Here is a 15,471-nt window from a genome sequence, read left to right as displayed (position 1 = left end):
TGCATTGATTAGGGCAATTAAAATATTGGCGCTACTCTAACTCATGTGTCCAAAATCGAAAAATGAGTTTTTCTAACCGAAATCACAACTTTGGATAAATTTTATTAATCTATTTGTAGTGCAGGTTTCAGTCGAAAGGTAACACTCTGTCGTTAAAATAGTTATTTTATTACATATATCAATAATTCTGTGGCGCAGATCACGGTCAATCAAGTCATTTGAGTGTAATTTTTCTTCATTGAGTTTAAATATAGTTAAAGAAAAGTTAGCAAAATATAATTTTGCTAAATTTTTTTAGGATACACACTATGACTGTTACTAATGAACAAGAACTCAATAATCTGGTGAGTAAGGTCGTTGAAGCGCAACGACAATTTGCCGATTACTCACAAGAGCAAGTCGATGTTATCTTTCGAGCAGCAGCCCTCGCAGCGGCAGATGCTCGCATATCGTTAGCCAAGATGGCAGCAACCGAAACAAGGATGGGGGTGCTTGAAGATAAAGTGATTAAAAACCACTTTGCCTCTGAGTATATCTATAACAAATATAAGGACGAGAAGACCTGTGGGATCATTTCTGAAGACCCCACTTTCGGTACCATCACTATCGCTGAACCCGTCGGTATTATCTGTGGCATAGTGCCCACAACCAACCCCACTTCAACGGCGATATTCAAAGCACTGATTAGCCTAAAAACCCGTAATGGCATTATCTTCTCGCCGCATCCTAGAGCAAAGAGCTCGACAACAACAGCAGCACGCATTGTACTGGAAGCCGCTGTTGCTGCAGGCGCACCTAAGGATATTATCGGCTGGATTGATGAGCCTTCAGTTGCACTATCAAATCAATTAATGACCCACCCAGATATCAACCTCATTTTAGCCACTGGCGGCCCTGGAATGGTTAAAGCTGCCTACTCTTCAGGAAAGCCAGCAATTGGTGTTGGCGCGGGTAATACACCTATCGTCATCGATGAAACAGCCGATATTAAACGAGCCGTGAGTTCTATCTTAATGTCGAAAACATTTGATAACGGGGTTGTCTGTGCTTCTGAACAAGCAGTGGTTATTGTCGATGAGATCTATGATGTCGTAAAAGAGCGTTTTGCTAGCCATGGTGGTTACCTGTTAAACGTTGACGAAACCGCTTTGATGCAAGATGTCATTCTTAAGAATGGTGGCTTGAATGCCGATATCGTTGGCCAAAGTGCAGCCAAAATTGCCAAAATGGCAGGGATTGATGTGCATCACAGTACAAAAGTGCTAATTGGCGAAGTCACTAACATTGATGAAGCCGAAGCCTTCGCCCATGAAAAATTGTCGCCACTACTTGCTATGTACCGAGCTGATAACTTCGAAGATGCGATGGATAAAGCTGAAGCCCTAGTCACGTTGGGCGGTATTGGCCACACCTCTGGGCTTTATACAGATCAAGATACCCAAACTGATCGCGTTAAAGCGTTTGGCTTTAGAATGAAAACGGCGCGTATTCTCATCAACACTCCTGCATCACAAGGTGGCATTGGCGATCTTTACAACTTCAAGTTGGCGCCATCATTAACCTTAGGTTGCGGTTCATGGGGGGGAAACTCAATATCTGAAAATGTTGGTCCTAGCCACCTTATCAATAAAAAAATGGTCGCTAAGAGGGCTGAGAATATGTTGTGGCACAAACTACCTTCCTCGATTTATTTCCGTCGCGGCTGCCTACCTATTGCACTAGAAGAGTTATCAGATAAAAAAAGAGCCCTTATCGTTACCGATAAATATCTGTTTAATAATGGTTATTGCAACGAAACCATTAAAATACTGAAGAGCCAAGGTGTTGAAACAGAAGTGTTCTATGACGTTGAAGCTGATCCTACAATGGAAATTGTTAATCAGGGCACAAAAGTGGCTCACAGTTTTCAACCAGATGTCATCATTGCACTGGGTGGCGGCTCTCCTATGGATGCAGCTAAAATCATCTGGGTAATGTATGAACATCCAGATGTCAATTTTGCCGATCTGGCGCTGCGTTTTATGGATATCCGTAAACGTATCTATAAATTTCCAAAACTTGGCAAAAAAGCCATGATGGTAGCGATACCAACAACCTCAGGTACTGGCTCTGAAGTCACTCCATTTGCAGTCGTCACAGATGAAAAAACGGGCATGAAATACCCGATTGCCGACTACGAGTTAACCCCTAATATGGCAATTGTAGATCCTAACCTCGTTATGGATATGCCAAAGTCTTTAACGGCTTTTGGCGGTATTGACGCTATAACCCATGCACTTGAGGCGTACGTAAGTGTTATGGCGAACGAATACAGTGACGGCCAAGCACTGCAAGCACTCGACTTATTGTTTACTCACTTACCTGCATCTTACGAACATGGTGCCAAAGCGCCACTAGCCCGTGAAAAAGTACATAATGGCGCTACAATAGCCGGTATCGCATTTGCCAACGCGTTTCTCGGGATCTGCCACTCTATGGCCCATAAACTCGGCGCTGAGTTTCACTTAGCTCATGGACTCGCAAATGCGTTACTGATCAGCAATGTAATTCGATTTAACGCGACGGACATGCCTACCAAACAGGCTGCCTTTAGCCAATATGATAGACCGAAGGCGTTGTGTCGTTATGCTAAAATTGCAGAATACTTAAAACTTGAAGGCACCCTAGGAGAAGGCATTACAGATGAAGAAAAAGTCGAGGCTCTACTTAAAGAAATCGATGCTCTCAAGGAGAAGATTGGCATTCCAAGCTCAATCCAAGCAGCAGGCGTCAACGAAGCTGATTTCATCGCAAAGTTAGATGAACTTGCCGAAGATGCTTTTGATGATCAATGTACTGGAGCCAATCCACGCTACCCGCTCATTGCAGAGCTGAAACAGGTTTTATTGGCCAGCTATTACGGTAATGACTATAGCGATCAATAGCCTTTAACCTTTGCAGTAAAAGAAAATTTGTTCAATATTAAAAAGCCTTAACAGTGCACTGTTAAGGCTTTTATTTTACTCATTTTTTCAGTCAACTAAATAAAATCAATTCGTTTTAGCTTGAATGCGATAAGCATGCAACAGAGGTTCGGTATAACCCGATGGTTGCTCTACCCCTTTGAACACCAGATCACATGCTGCTTTAAACGCAATGCCATCAAAATCAGGTGCCATGTTCTGGTAACAGCTATCACCTTGATTTTGACTATCAACCACCGCTGCCATCTTTTTCAGTGCTGTCATCACTTCATCTTTTGTGCATATTCCGTGAACTAACCAATTAGCCAAGTGTTGCGAAGAGATCCTTAATGTTGCCCTATCTTCCATAAGACCAACGTTGTTAATATCGGGTACTTTAGAACAACCGACACCTTGATCAATCCAGCGCACCACATAACCTAAAATACCTTGTGCATTATTCTCTAGCTCAAAAGTCTTTAGCTCAGCTGTCAGCTTCTCAGGGAGCTGCATTAGCGGTATCGTTAACAAATCATCTAAGCTAGCACGGCAGCGCTGTTTTAGGTGATTTTGAACTTCGGTCACGTTCACCTGATGATAATGGGTCGAATGCAGAACGGCACCATTAGGGGACGGTACCCAAGCAGTATTAGCACCGGCTTTGGGATGACCGATTTTTTGCTCGAGCATGGCTGCCATTTCATCTGGCATTGGCCACATGCCCTTACCTATTTGCGAACGGCCTTGTAGGCCACATGCTAAACCAATATCAACATTCCAATCTTCATAAGCAGCTATCCATTTCTGTTGTTTCATCAGAGACTTTGCTACAAATGGACCCGCTTGCATTGAGGTGTGGATCTCATCACCGGTTCTATCTAAAAAGCCTGTGTTAATAAACACCACACGCTCAGATGCAACCCGTATACACTCCTTCAAATTTACCGTAGTACGACGCTCCTCATCCATAATGCCAACTTTAATCGTGTTACGAGCAAGCTTTAATGCGTCTTCAATTTTAGTAAACAGATCACAGGTGAATTTAACCTCTTCGGGACCATGCATCTTGGGCTTAACAATATTAATTGAGCCTTTGCGACTATTACTGCGATTGTTATTATTTCCTTGCAGGTCGTGCATCGCGGCAAGGACGGTCAGCATACCATCCAAGATCCCCTCTGGAACCTCACGTCCCTCTTTATCCAGTACCGCATTGATGGTCATTAGATGGCCAACATTTCGTACAAACAATAAGCTTCGACCAGCAAGAGTTAACTTTTCCCCTTTAGGATTGAGGTAAATTCTGTCTTCGTTAAGCTCACGGATGATCTCTTTGCCATGTTTAAACAATGACGCTGACAAGTTACCTTGCATTAGCCCAAGCCAATTACGATAGATCTCAACTTTATCTTCCGCATCGACTGCAGCAACTGAGTCTTCACAATCCATAATAGTGGTGACTGCGGCTTCTACTAGCAAATCGCTGACACCAGCTGGATCGCACTTGCCAATAACACTAGTGGCATCAATCTGGATCTCGATATGCAGACCATTATTCTTTAGTAAAATGGCACTAGGGCTTTGCTGTTCGCCCTGGTAACCCACAAACCGTTCAGGTTGTTTAAGTCCAGTAACCGCGCCACCTTTTTGCCTTGCCTTTAGCAAGCCTGCTGCAATAAAGTATTCGGTTACATCAGCATGATGACCCTTTAGCAATGGAGCTGCTATATCAAGATGTTGTTTGGCGAACGCTATCACCTTTGAGCCACGCACTGGATTGTAGCTTTTGGTTAATTCTGCTCCATCTTGCTCTGAAATCGCATCGGTGCCGTATAGAGCATCATATAAGCTGCCCCAACGTGCATTTGCCGCATTTAGCGCAAACCGGGCATTTTTAACCGGCACAACCAGTTGTGGTCCTGCTTGCTCGGTAATTTCAGTGTCGACATTTTCAGTGCTAATTGAAAATGGTTCACCTTCAGGTACCAAATAACCAATGTCGTAGAGAAAAGCTTTATAGGCGTCCACGTCGAAACTCTTGCCTTGATGACTAATATGCCATTGGTCTAACTGACGTTGCAGTTGCTGGCGTTTTTCCAACAGTTGGCGGTTTATCGGAGCAAACTCGGTAACAATCTCTTCAAATTTTGCCCAAAGCTGCTCTGCATTGATGCCTGTCCCTGGACACATTTCATTTGCGACTAGATCTGATAACTCGGTGGCGACTTGTAGACCACCTAATTGGATATATGTTGTCATTTTTTGCCCCTGTTCATCCTTTACACTGCTCTTATGTTTCTTGAACACTTGTCATCCATCTACTGATCACACCGACTATTAGTTACACCCATTAGGGGTAATTTTCTTTACCCTATATCAAGCAATGTACATTCTGCCAATTTATAGCTGTGATTCTCACTATTCACCAAACTTATGCGAAATGGTCTTTTCGTGTAAAAAAACATCACAATTGTAGGGGGATCACTCGTTAGCGATTGTTACGGCTAAAGCTATCTGCGGTTTGTGTTATTAGTTTCCGCATCCATTTATGGGCCGGATTGTGCTGTAGTAATGGGCTCCAAGCCATGGTAAGTGCTATAGGTTGGATGATGAACGGCGGCGCGACGATGCTAACCCGACTGTTATGCTCATGCAGCCTAGCCATCTTACTTGGTATGGTTGCGATCAAACCTTGTTGTTCTGCCAACAAACAAGCTGCTTGGTAATGGCGGGTAAATACGGTAATACGTCGTTTAACACCTATTCGCGTTAAAGCTTCATCTACCCATCCTAAACGCTGTACATCATCAGGATCCATACCGACACCTACACCCATGCCGGTTTTACTCACCCATACATGTTTTGCTTCAAGATAACTCTCAAGTGAAAACTTCTCTAATACAGGGTTATCCTTATTAATCAAACAACTAAAGTCATCACTCCACAGCACCTTTTGATGGAACGATTGAGGAATAGTATCAAATCGATTGATCACCATATCGACTCTTCCTTGTTCTACATCAGGGAAATTGACATCGCTTGGGGTCATGATATCGAGAATAACATTTGGCGCTTCAGTACGGAGCTTTGCAATAAGCGGTGGGATCAATGTCGCTTCAGCATAATCACTTGCCATCACACGGAAGACTTTGTCACTTTCTGCTGCATTAAAATTGGCGCGTGGCTGGACGGCTTTTTCCAAACCAATCATTAACTCGCTTATTGTTGGCTGCAACTCTTGCGCTCTTTCTGTGGGCGTCATCCCCTGGCTAGTCCTAATTAACAGGGGATCATCAAACAAAGTCCGCAATCTTTTTAGGCCGTTACTCATCGCAGGTTGGCTGATCCCGAGCTGATCCGCCGCTTTTGTAACATTTCGTTCACGTAGTAAAACATCTAAATAAACCAATAAATTCAGGTCAATACGAGATATATTCATGAGATAAATACCGAGAATAGAAACTATAAATTAGACTTATTTAACCAAATCTAACTAATATTTTCAACGTAATCAATCGCCGCTAATCATATTGTTAAAGGAATATACACATGACAACTTACAGAAATAACATCGATGCAGCCGCTACCTTGATTAATGCAGAAGGTAGTGCATGGAATGCAATCAATCCAGAGTCAGTAGCGCGTATGCGTTTACAGAACCGTTTTCAGACTGGATTAGACATCGCTAAGTATACTGCCAAGATTATGCGTGAAGATATGGACAACTACGATAAGGATTCTTCGCAGTACACCCAGTCTCTCGGTTGTTGGCATGGTTTTATTGCCCAGCAAAAAATGATTTCGATTAAAAAGCACCTTCTAACCACAAAGCGTCGTTACTTATACCTTTCTGGTTGGATGGTTGCAGCGCTTCGCAGTGAATTCGGTCCCCTTCCTGACCAATCAATGCATGAGAAGACATCTGTAGCGGCGCTCATTAAAGAATTGTACACCTTCCTACGTCAAGCCGACGCTCGTGAATTAGGCGGTTTATTCCGCCAGCTAGATGGTGCTAGCAAAACTGAAAAAAGTGCTATTCAAGATAAGATTGATAACTTTGAAACTCACGTAGTGCCGATTATCGCCGATATTGATGCTGGTTTTGGTAATGAAGAAGCCACTTACCTCATGGCTAAGCAGATGATCGAAGCTGGCGCATGCTGTATTCAATTGGAAAACCAAGTGTCAGATGTTAAACAATGTGGCCACCAAGACGGTAAAGTCACCGTGCCGCATGTTGAGTTTTTAGCCAAAATTAACGCGGTACGTTATGCATTCTTAGAACTCGGAATTGATGACGGTGTGATTGTTGCGCGTACCGACTCTTTGGGTGCTGGGTTGACTCAAAAGATTGCTGTAACTAACGAAGCTGGTGATTTGGGCGACCAATACAACGCATTCCTTGAGGTTGAAGCAATTGATGCTGCCAACCTTGCCAACGGTGACGTCGTATTCCAACAAGGCGGACAATTGGTTAAGCCTTCTCGTTTACCTAATGGACTGTTTAAGTTCCGTGCCGGTACGGGTGAAGAACGTTGTATATTAGATTGCATCACTTCGCTACAAAACGGTGCAGACCTGCTTTGGATTGAAACCGAGAAGCCTCATGTATCGCAAATAGGCGCTATGGTTAACGAGATCCGTAAAACGATTCCAAATGCCAAGCTGGTGTATAACAACTCACCGTCGTTTAACTGGACACTGAACTTCCGTCAGCAGGTGTTTGATGCTATGGCTGAGGCTGGTGAAGATGTATCAGCTTATAACCGTGAGCAGCTAATGAGTGTTGATTACGATAGTACAGAACTTGCTATTCAAGCAGATGAAAAAATCCGTACCTTCCAATCAGACTCTGCTCGTGAAGCCGGTATTTTCCATCATCTCATTACATTGCCAACGTATCATACTGCTGCGTTATCTACCGATAACCTCGCCAAAGAGTACTTCGGTGACCAAGGTATGCTCGGTTATGTCGCCAACGTTCAACGTAAAGAGATCCGTCAAGGTATCGCCTGTGTTAAGCATCAGAATATGGCAGGTTCTGATATGGGTGATGCTCATAAAGAGTACTTCTCTGGTGACCAAGCACTAAAAGCATCGGGTAAAGACAACACCATGAACCAATTTTAGCTAATGTCGTCTTTGGATTTGCTAAGTTTTTTGAAGTGGACTTAGCCCCAAAGTAAGCTAACCCTAAAAGGCCTGCTCTATAGCAGGCCTTTTTACATCTATGCCCAAAGGAGGACAGCCAATCACAAAGTCAGTTAACTTTTGCTGAAAGTACCCTTGCCAAGATTAAAGCTCTTGCAAGCTGTACATTTCAATATGGTAACCATCCGAATTGGGATGCACGCTTTTTATTGATGCTAGTGGTACTCGGTTGCACGTGCAAACGGTTATGCAACCGCTATCGAGCCTGTAGCGTCCGCAGACAAGCTCAATGAGATCGAAGCTGACACTTATTATTGCCCGTCGTTTATAGCTCGCCTAGCCCTAATAGGGCCTACATTGTCAAAGGAACAGCTTTATATTAGATAATCACGCTCAACTTTAGCAATCCTTAACGCAAAATGGCTGTACCATTTTCCCCTGCCCATCGTCTGCGCTGCTTGATGTTCAGCATGTTGTTTCCACGCCTTAATGGCATCGAGTGTTTGCCAGTAGGAGACGGTAATACCAAGCTCTTCTCGTGCCGATTCTATGCCTAAAAACCCTGGTTGGTTTTGCGCTAATTCAACCATGCGCGCTCCCATGGCAGAGTAGCCTTCTGTATCATTAGATAAAATCGAAGTAAACACCACACAGTAATAGGGTGGTTTGGGTGTATCGGCTAATGCTGTCATATAGGTCCTTTATTAAAAGCAGTTCAGATAAGTGTTATAGGCCAGATCTTTGCTCGTGCTTGTTACCAAGCCAACTTGATTAGCTATTGCAATATTTAGCTCTACCAAATCGCTTCAGAGTAACCCGTTATCCGTTTTACTCGGCACAGCAACTAATCGACAAAAAAAAGCCAGAACATATGTTCTGGCTTTGCTAAATTGAATTTACTTCTCAGTCCAACGGTCCATCCAACCTAAAACATTGTCGTACCATTGCTCTAAGTTATCCGGGTTTAAGATCCAGTGGTTTTCATCCGGGTATATGAGTAGCTCAGACGGGATCCCTTTACGCTGCATAAAGGTGTAGGCAGCAAGTCCTTGACCATAAGGAACACGGAAATCTTTCTCACCGTGGATAACCATCATAGGTGTCTGCCAGTTCTCAACGTAGTTGACTGGGTTAAACTTCTCGTACAGCGCTTTGTTAGCATCATAAGTGCCACCAAACTCATACTCTGGGAACCAAAGCTCTTCAGTGACGTAATACATAGAGCGCATGTCAAACAGACCGGCATGATTAATCAGACACTTGAAACCATCGTTCCAGTTACCTTGGATCCAGTTCATCATGTAGCCACCGTAAGAACCACCAAGTGCACAGGCACGATCGCCATCGAGCCACTTTTGCTGTTTCGTCACTGCCGCTAGGCCTTTTTGAAGATCTTCTAGTGGCTTTCCGCCCCAATCTTGAGTGATTGAATCGGTAAATGCTTGACCGTAACCCGTCGAACCGTGGAAATCAATCATCACCACGCCATAACCCGCACCAGCCCATAATTGTGCATTCCAACGACTACTAAACGAGTTACCAAATGAACCTTGTGGTCCACCATGAACTAAGAAGGCGATTGGGTATTGTTCGCCGGCTTTATAGTTTGAAGGCTTTATCCAGTAACCATAAACCTCTTCGTTATTCCATCCTTTAAAACTAAACTGTTGATATTCACCAAACTTAATTTCAGCGAGTTTGTCTTTGTTTATCTCTGTTAAGCGGCTTAGGTTTTGGCCATCTAAATTAATAGAGTAAAGATCGCCTGGTTCTACAAGTGATTTATGACTAAAGACTATCTTGTCAGCACTGATGCCAACGACACTGTTACTACCTTCGTTATAAATCGTTTTAATATCGCCAAATTGGGTGTTCACTTCGAAGATAGACACTTGGCCAATATCTTGCGCTGTCACGTAAAGTGTTTTGTTGTCTTTACCAAATGCCAATGAACTTGGGCTACGATCCCACAGCGGCGCAATTTCTTTTTCTTGGCCGGTGACGGTATCGCGTAACATGATGCGATAACGATCAGCCTCAAAGCCCGCTTTTGTCATGGCTAAATATGCCAAATAACGTCCATCGGCAGAAAATATTGGATGAGCATCCCACGCTTTATTGGACTCCGTTAAGTTTTTGACATCACCGCCATCCACGCTCACCTGCCACAAATCATAGTTTGTCGTCCAAGCTTGGTCTTTACTAGGTGCTTTAGCGCTATAAACGACAAACTTACCATCAGGTGTGAAAGTCACCTCTTCCATTCCTGAGAACGGCTTGGGTGGTGTTTCAGTATCAAGGCCAGCAGTAACATCAACTGCCGTAGTGACTGTCTTTCCATTAAGCTGTGCGACAAATAGGTGGCTTCTAGAATGGTCATTCCAGGTATCCCAATGTCTCACCATCAACTGTTTATACTCGCGGCCTGTTGATGTACGCGCAGCTTCTGCATCAAATTTATCTTTTGAGCATGCTAAGTCTGTGCAGTCAGGGAAAACACGCATGTTGACCACGACTTGAGTACCGTCATTTGCAAGCTTAAAGCCTTCAACGTCGAGTGGAAAATCTGAGACTTGCTTCGCTTCACCACCCTCTAAAGGCAGTTGGTAAATTTGGCTTGAACCATCGCGCGCGGCAATAAAATAGATGCTGTTGTCATTTGGGCCAAATGCCACGCTGTGCTCTGTCCCTGCAAACTGTGTGAGCTGTTTTGCATTGGCTGTGCTTGAGTTTACATCTTGAATATAAAGGTCTGAACTGCCCTTTCCATTGGTATCAACATTTTTGACAGCATAGACCACTTTAGTGCCATCATTGGATAATACAGCCGAATGGAGTTTATTAATTTTAACGAGTTGTTGAACGGTAAAAGGCGTGGGAGATGCAGCTTGAACGCTAAAAGCAGCGCCAACAGAGGCTAACGCCATAATGATTGCAGTTTTTTTCATCGTTTTAGTCTTATTGTTATGTTTAAAGGTGTGTTACCACGATGGGCGACAAAATAATCACTGAAGCGAATACAGCACATTATCCAAATTAAATGGCTTAAGCAATACGTTTAAGCCATTCAAAGGGTGACGGTGACTTAGCAAACGATATCATCAACAGCTGGGTTAGCGATACGTTAACCCTATAACGACAATTGATTAATACCGGTTAATGACTATCCGTTTAACTTTACTTTCCAGATAGCAGGTCCAGTATCGTGGGCATTAACCCCCTCGGAATCAACGGCAACGGTTACTGGCATATCTTTTACATCAAATTCATAGATAGCTTCCATTCCTAAGTCTTCAAAAGCGACGACTCGAGACTTTTTAATCGCTTTAGACACCAAGTACGCAGCGCCGCCAACCGCCATTAGATAGCAAGACTTATGCTTCTTAATGGATGCAACCGTAGCCGGTCCACGCTCCGCTTTACCGATCATGCCCATCAGGCCTGTTTTATCTAACATCAGATCGGTAAACTTATCCATGCGGGTGGCCGTCGTCGGCCCCGCAGGACCTACAACTTCATCACCCACTGGATCAACTGGACCGACGTAGTAGATAAACTTGCCCTTAAAGTCGACGCCTTCAGGTAAGCCTTCACCACTTTCAATTAAAGTTTGAATGCGCTTATGAGCCGCATCTCGTCCAGTCAACATCTTGCCGCTGAGTAACACGGTATCACCGCTCTGCCACTGCTCCATCTCTGCTTGGGTAAGGGTATCCAGATTTACGCGGCGCACGTTCTCGCCCACTTCCCAAGTGATTTTTGGCCAGTCGTCAAGCGATGGTGGTGTGAGTTCAGCCGGGCCACTGCCATCTAAATGAAAGTGTACGTGACGAGTTGCGGCGCAGTTGGGGATCATCACTACAGGCTTAGATGCGGCGTGTGTCGGGGCAGATTTGATCTTAACATCCAATACAGTGGTAACGCCGCCGAGCCCTTGAGCGCCAATACCTAATTTATTAGCACGTTCAAAAATCTCTAAACGCAGTTTTTCCTCAGTCGTTTCAGCGCCGCGCGCTTGTAACTCATGAATATCGACCGGATCCATTAACGATTCTTTCGCCATCACTGCGGCTTTCTCAGCGGTACCACCTATACCAATGCCGAGCATTCCAGGAGGACACCAACCGGCGCCCATTGTCGGCAATGTTTTTTCAACCCAGGCGGCAATGTCATCTGATGGATTAAGCATCACCATCTTGGATTTGTTTTCAGAGCCACCGCCTTTAGCTGCGATTGCCACATCGATATGATTGCCCGGCACCATTTCGACGTGCACTACAGATGGCGTATTGTCTTTGGTATTCTTACGGCCACCAGCAGGATCGGCAACAATAGAGGCTCGAAGAGGGTTATCAGGATTGGTGTAAGCGCGGCGTACGCCTTCATCTACCATCTCTTGAACCGTCATATCGGTTTTATCCCACTGCACGCCCATACCAATTTTAACGAAACTGGTCACGATACCTGTATCTTGGCAAAGAGGACGTTTTCCTTCGGCTGACATGCGTGAATTGATCAAGATCTGTGCTATCGCATCTTTTGCAGCGGCACTTTCTTCACGCTCATAGGCATCAGCCATTGAGTCGACGAAATCTTTTGGGTGATAATAGGAGATATATTGCAGGGCATCAGCAACGCTTTCGATTAAATCGGCTTGCTTGATTACAGGTATTTTGCTCACAGACACTTCCTTTTTAACAGACACTTATTTTAATGACTGATACATCCCATTAAAAGACTGAGATGTACGCTCCAGCAGCCTTATCGGCTTGTGTGTTTTGTTTTTATAACTTGTGTTAGCAATATGATACTCTTTCGCGACTTTGAGTTAAACATCACATTTTAGATAGGGTTAATAGATGAACAAATCGGCGCCTAAATCCGTATTTTCGATGCGTCTTGATTGGAATTTAGACACTAAAACACTTTTTGGCCTATTTTCTGATTCCCCTTGGGCCATTTTACTCGATTCTGCGGATGCCGATCATGTTGATGCAAAGTGCGATGTGATCTGCGTAAGTCCAATTGCGACATTGGTCAGCAGTGAAAGCTCAACTCAAATAACAAAAACAACCAATAGAGAACCGTTATTCTCGCTTGCAAGCAACCAACTATCATCATGCCATTACATTGAGCAATACACGGAGGATCCTTTTAGTCTGTTAAAACGGACCTTGTCTGAACTCTTCCCCATTCTCAAGGACAGCTCGTTACCCTTTTCGGGGGGAGCTATGGGCTGTTTTAGTTATGATTTAGCGCGTAACATCGAAAAACTGCCGGTTATCGCAAAAGACGATATTTCACTGCCAGTGATGAATGTAGGGCTATATGATTGGGCGCTGGTGTTTGATTATCAGTTGCAGGTATGGACGCTGGTGCATTATCAAAGCCAGTATGATTTAGAGAAAACAAAAGCGGCGCTTGATTCGCTAATTTCCGAGTCAAAGAGTATACAATCAAATCTCGAACCATCAGAAAATCTTGCAACTAGGGCTAATGCGTTAAAGTATGCTAGCAAAAAACCTTTTAGATTAACCAGCGGTTGGCAAAATCAAACCGATGCCGCCGCCTACAGCGACAAATTCAGTCGAATACAGCAGTACCTCCAGAACGGCGATTGCTACCAGATAAACCTAACACAACGATTTAGTAGCCAGTATGAAGGCGATGAATGGCAAGCCTACTTAGCGCTAAGAGAGAGTAATGCAGCGCCATTTTCTGCCTTTATTAGGCTCCCTCAGCACGCTGTATTATCAATATCACCGGAACGGTTTGTCTCTTTACAAGCGGATCAAATACAGACCAAGCCAATAAAAGGCACCATGCCTAGAGATAGTGATCCACGCATAGATGAACAGATGGCTTCGCTATTAGCCACATCTGAAAAGGATCGCGCTGAAAATCTAATGATTGTCGACTTGTTGAGGAATGATATAGGTAAGGTTGCCACCGCTGGCTCGGTCAGTGTGCCGACACTTTTTGATATAGAAAGCTTTCCTGCAGTGCATCATCTGGTGAGTACTGTAACGGCTACGTTAAAACCAACGTTAGACGCTAGCGATCTTTTGAAAGCCTGCTTTCCCGGTGGGTCCATCACTGGAGCACCAAAAATCCGTGCGATGGCCATCATTGAAGAGCTTGAACCATCACGAAGAAGTCTTTACTGTGGATCTATTGGTTATATTAGCCAAAACGGCAATATGGATACCAGTATCACTATTCGTACCCTAGTCGCGCAAAAGCATAATAGTCCGTTCGATTCAAAACAGACTAACGTGCTGTATTGCTGGGCGGGAGGCGGAATCGTTGCTGACTCTAAGGTTGATGCTGAGTATCAAGAAACGTTTGATAAGGTGAGTAAAATTTTACCGGTGCTATCCCGCGTTAATCAAGAGGCTTAATGATATGGATTTAGTGGAGTTTAGGCTTAAATTTAATCTCCACTCGTTGCATCAGCCGCATCATTTACCCGCATCCCATCAATTTGATCTATCTAAACCTTTGCGAAAAGCTGCGGTGCTGATTGCGCTGAGTCTTAATAACGGCGAACTCGAGCTTTTACTTACCCGTCGGCCGACTCATCTACGTTCGCACCCTGGGCAAATCAGTTTCCCAGGGGGCAAGGTTGAAGAGTTTGATATCAACCTTGAAGCAACAGCCCTGCGTGAAGCGCAAGAAGAGATTGGTTTATTGACTAGCAATGTTGATGTGCTTGGTATATTGCACGATCATAAGACGTTTACCGGTTTTGATATCACTCCAGTGGTCAGTATCGTTAAGCAACCTTTTACCCCGATTATCGATCCTGGCGAGGTAGATGAGCTTTTTACCATCCCGCTATCATTTCTATTGGATAAAGATAATAGACATACGCAGTATTTTAGTCGTAATGGAATTGAATACCCGGTTCACTTTATCCCCTACAAGTCCTACTTTATTTGGGGCGCCACCGCGGCAATGATTGATCAACTGTGTCGGCTTATCACTCAGCGCGATGCTTAATGAGTCCAGCCTCAAACCACATAACGTATATACAGCCCCGCTGATAAAGAGCATAGAAATAGCAGAGGAATGTTAATCCACCAGCCAAGACGACTGTGTTTGGCAATATAATAGTTAAAACCTAAGTTTATAAAGCTCACTAATGCACACCACCAAACGATATCAGCAAGCAATACTGTTTGCACGGGATCCCACTCAAGCTGAATTTCAGCACCCTTACTTTTAAGATAACCCACAGCGGTATCGGGTCTCGCTTGATCGAACAGCATCAATGCATAAACCGCTAATGACCACCCTATGACTGACAACGTTGTTAGCAAATATTGGAATGCTCTGAGCCTTTTCATCGATACCATCCTTAGTTTTAGCCATCTTT

Annotated in this window: 10 protein-coding genes; 4 read left to right on the top strand and 6 right to left on the bottom strand. The window is 44.0% G+C overall.

Going from position 1 to position 15,471, the window contains the following annotated elements; all coding sequences use genetic code 11:
* Positions 1 to 308: 308 nt before the first annotated feature.
* On the top strand, positions 309 to 2,924 hold the full coding sequence (adhE, locus tag L2755_RS01120; protein ID WP_248978903.1) for a bifunctional acetaldehyde-CoA/alcohol dehydrogenase: 2,616 nt from the start codon (positions 309 to 311) through the stop codon (positions 2,922 to 2,924).
* A gap of 105 nt (positions 2,925 to 3,029) precedes the next feature.
* Here the strand turns inward: adhE and L2755_RS01115 are convergent, their stop codons facing one another.
* Positions 3,030 to 5,201: a malate synthase G gene (locus L2755_RS01115; RefSeq protein WP_248978902.1), complete on the bottom strand. Its 2,172-nt coding sequence runs from the start codon at positions 5,199 to 5,201 to the stop codon at positions 3,030 to 3,032.
* A 229-nt stretch (positions 5,202 to 5,430) separates the two neighbouring features.
* Positions 5,431 to 6,381 (bottom strand): LysR family transcriptional regulator, encoded by a 951-nt coding sequence (locus tag L2755_RS01110; RefSeq protein WP_248978901.1) that lies wholly within the window; start codon positions 6,379 to 6,381, stop codon positions 5,431 to 5,433.
* 110 nt (positions 6,382 to 6,491) lie between these two features.
* On the opposite strand from L2755_RS01110, the gene L2755_RS01105 reads away from it, so the two are divergent.
* Positions 6,492 to 8,072 carry an isocitrate lyase gene (locus L2755_RS01105; RefSeq protein ID WP_248978900.1) on the top strand — a complete coding sequence of 527 codons (1,581 nt, stop codon included), beginning with the start codon at positions 6,492 to 6,494 and terminating at the stop codon, positions 8,070 to 8,072.
* Positions 8,073 to 8,467: 395 nt separating this feature from the next.
* Here the strand turns inward: L2755_RS01105 and L2755_RS01100 are convergent, their stop codons facing one another.
* The 3 genes from L2755_RS01100 to L2755_RS01090 form a co-directional block, all read right to left on the bottom strand.
* On the bottom strand, positions 8,468 to 8,785 hold the full coding sequence (locus L2755_RS01100; RefSeq protein ID WP_248978899.1) for an antibiotic biosynthesis monooxygenase family protein: 318 nt from the start codon (positions 8,783 to 8,785) through the stop codon (positions 8,468 to 8,470).
* 204 nt (positions 8,786 to 8,989) lie between these two features.
* A complete protein-coding gene (locus L2755_RS01095; protein ID WP_248978898.1) occupies positions 8,990 to 11,041 on the bottom strand; it encodes a dipeptidyl-peptidase 5 in 2,052 nt (683 codons plus the stop codon).
* A 215-nt stretch (positions 11,042 to 11,256) separates the two neighbouring features.
* Positions 11,257 to 12,774, bottom strand: a complete 1,518-nt coding sequence (locus L2755_RS01090) for a fumarate hydratase (protein WP_248978897.1) — start codon at positions 12,772 to 12,774, stop codon at positions 11,257 to 11,259.
* Positions 12,775 to 12,952: 178 nt separating this feature from the next.
* Between L2755_RS01090 and pabB the strand changes: the two genes are divergently transcribed.
* Together pabB and L2755_RS01080 are read left to right on the top strand one after the other, a co-directional pair.
* Complete coding sequence (gene pabB, locus L2755_RS01085; RefSeq protein WP_248978896.1) at positions 12,953 to 14,494, top strand: aminodeoxychorismate synthase component I; 1,542 nt, start codon at positions 12,953 to 12,955, stop codon at positions 14,492 to 14,494.
* A gap of 4 nt (positions 14,495 to 14,498) precedes the next feature.
* Positions 14,499 to 15,095: a CoA pyrophosphatase gene (locus tag L2755_RS01080; protein ID WP_248978895.1), complete on the top strand. Its 597-nt coding sequence runs from the start codon at positions 14,499 to 14,501 to the stop codon at positions 15,093 to 15,095.
* A gap of 11 nt (positions 15,096 to 15,106) precedes the next feature.
* Here the strand turns inward: L2755_RS01080 and L2755_RS01075 are convergent, their stop codons facing one another.
* A complete protein-coding gene (locus tag L2755_RS01075) occupies positions 15,107 to 15,442 on the bottom strand; it encodes a hypothetical protein (RefSeq protein WP_248978894.1) in 336 nt (111 codons plus the stop codon).
* Positions 15,443 to 15,471: the final 29 nt, after the last annotated feature.

The organism is Shewanella abyssi (assembly GCF_023284025.1).
GTDB classification, from domain to species: Bacteria; Pseudomonadota; Gammaproteobacteria; order Enterobacterales; family Shewanellaceae; genus Shewanella; species Shewanella abyssi.
Note: the sequence above shows the minus strand (reverse complement) of the source record. Positions and strands in the feature narration are given on the sequence as shown.

Bases quoted from the DNA above. Each gene is read 5' to 3' on its own strand.
- adhE (WP_248978903.1), top strand. From the start codon at position 309: ATGACTGTTACTAATGAACAAGAACTCAATAATCTGGTGAGTAAGGTC.
- L2755_RS01115 (WP_248978902.1), bottom strand. From the start codon at position 5,201: ATGACAACATATATCCAATTAGGTGGTCTACAAGTCGCCACCGAGTTA.
- L2755_RS01110 (WP_248978901.1), bottom strand. From the start codon at position 6,381: ATGAATATATCTCGTATTGACCTGAATTTATTGGTTTATTTAGATGTT.
- L2755_RS01105 (WP_248978900.1), top strand. From the start codon at position 6,492: ATGACAACTTACAGAAATAACATCGATGCAGCCGCTACCTTGATTAAT.
- L2755_RS01100 (WP_248978899.1), bottom strand. From the start codon at position 8,785: ATGACAGCATTAGCCGATACACCCAAACCACCCTATTACTGTGTGGTG.
- L2755_RS01095 (WP_248978898.1), bottom strand. From the start codon at position 11,041: ATGAAAAAAACTGCAATCATTATGGCGTTAGCCTCTGTTGGCGCTGCT.
- pabB (WP_248978896.1), top strand. From the start codon at position 12,953: ATGAACAAATCGGCGCCTAAATCCGTATTTTCGATGCGTCTTGATTGG.
- L2755_RS01080 (WP_248978895.1), top strand. From the start codon at position 14,499: ATGGATTTAGTGGAGTTTAGGCTTAAATTTAATCTCCACTCGTTGCAT.
- L2755_RS01075 (WP_248978894.1), bottom strand. From the start codon at position 15,442: ATGAAAAGGCTCAGAGCATTCCAATATTTGCTAACAACGTTGTCAGTC.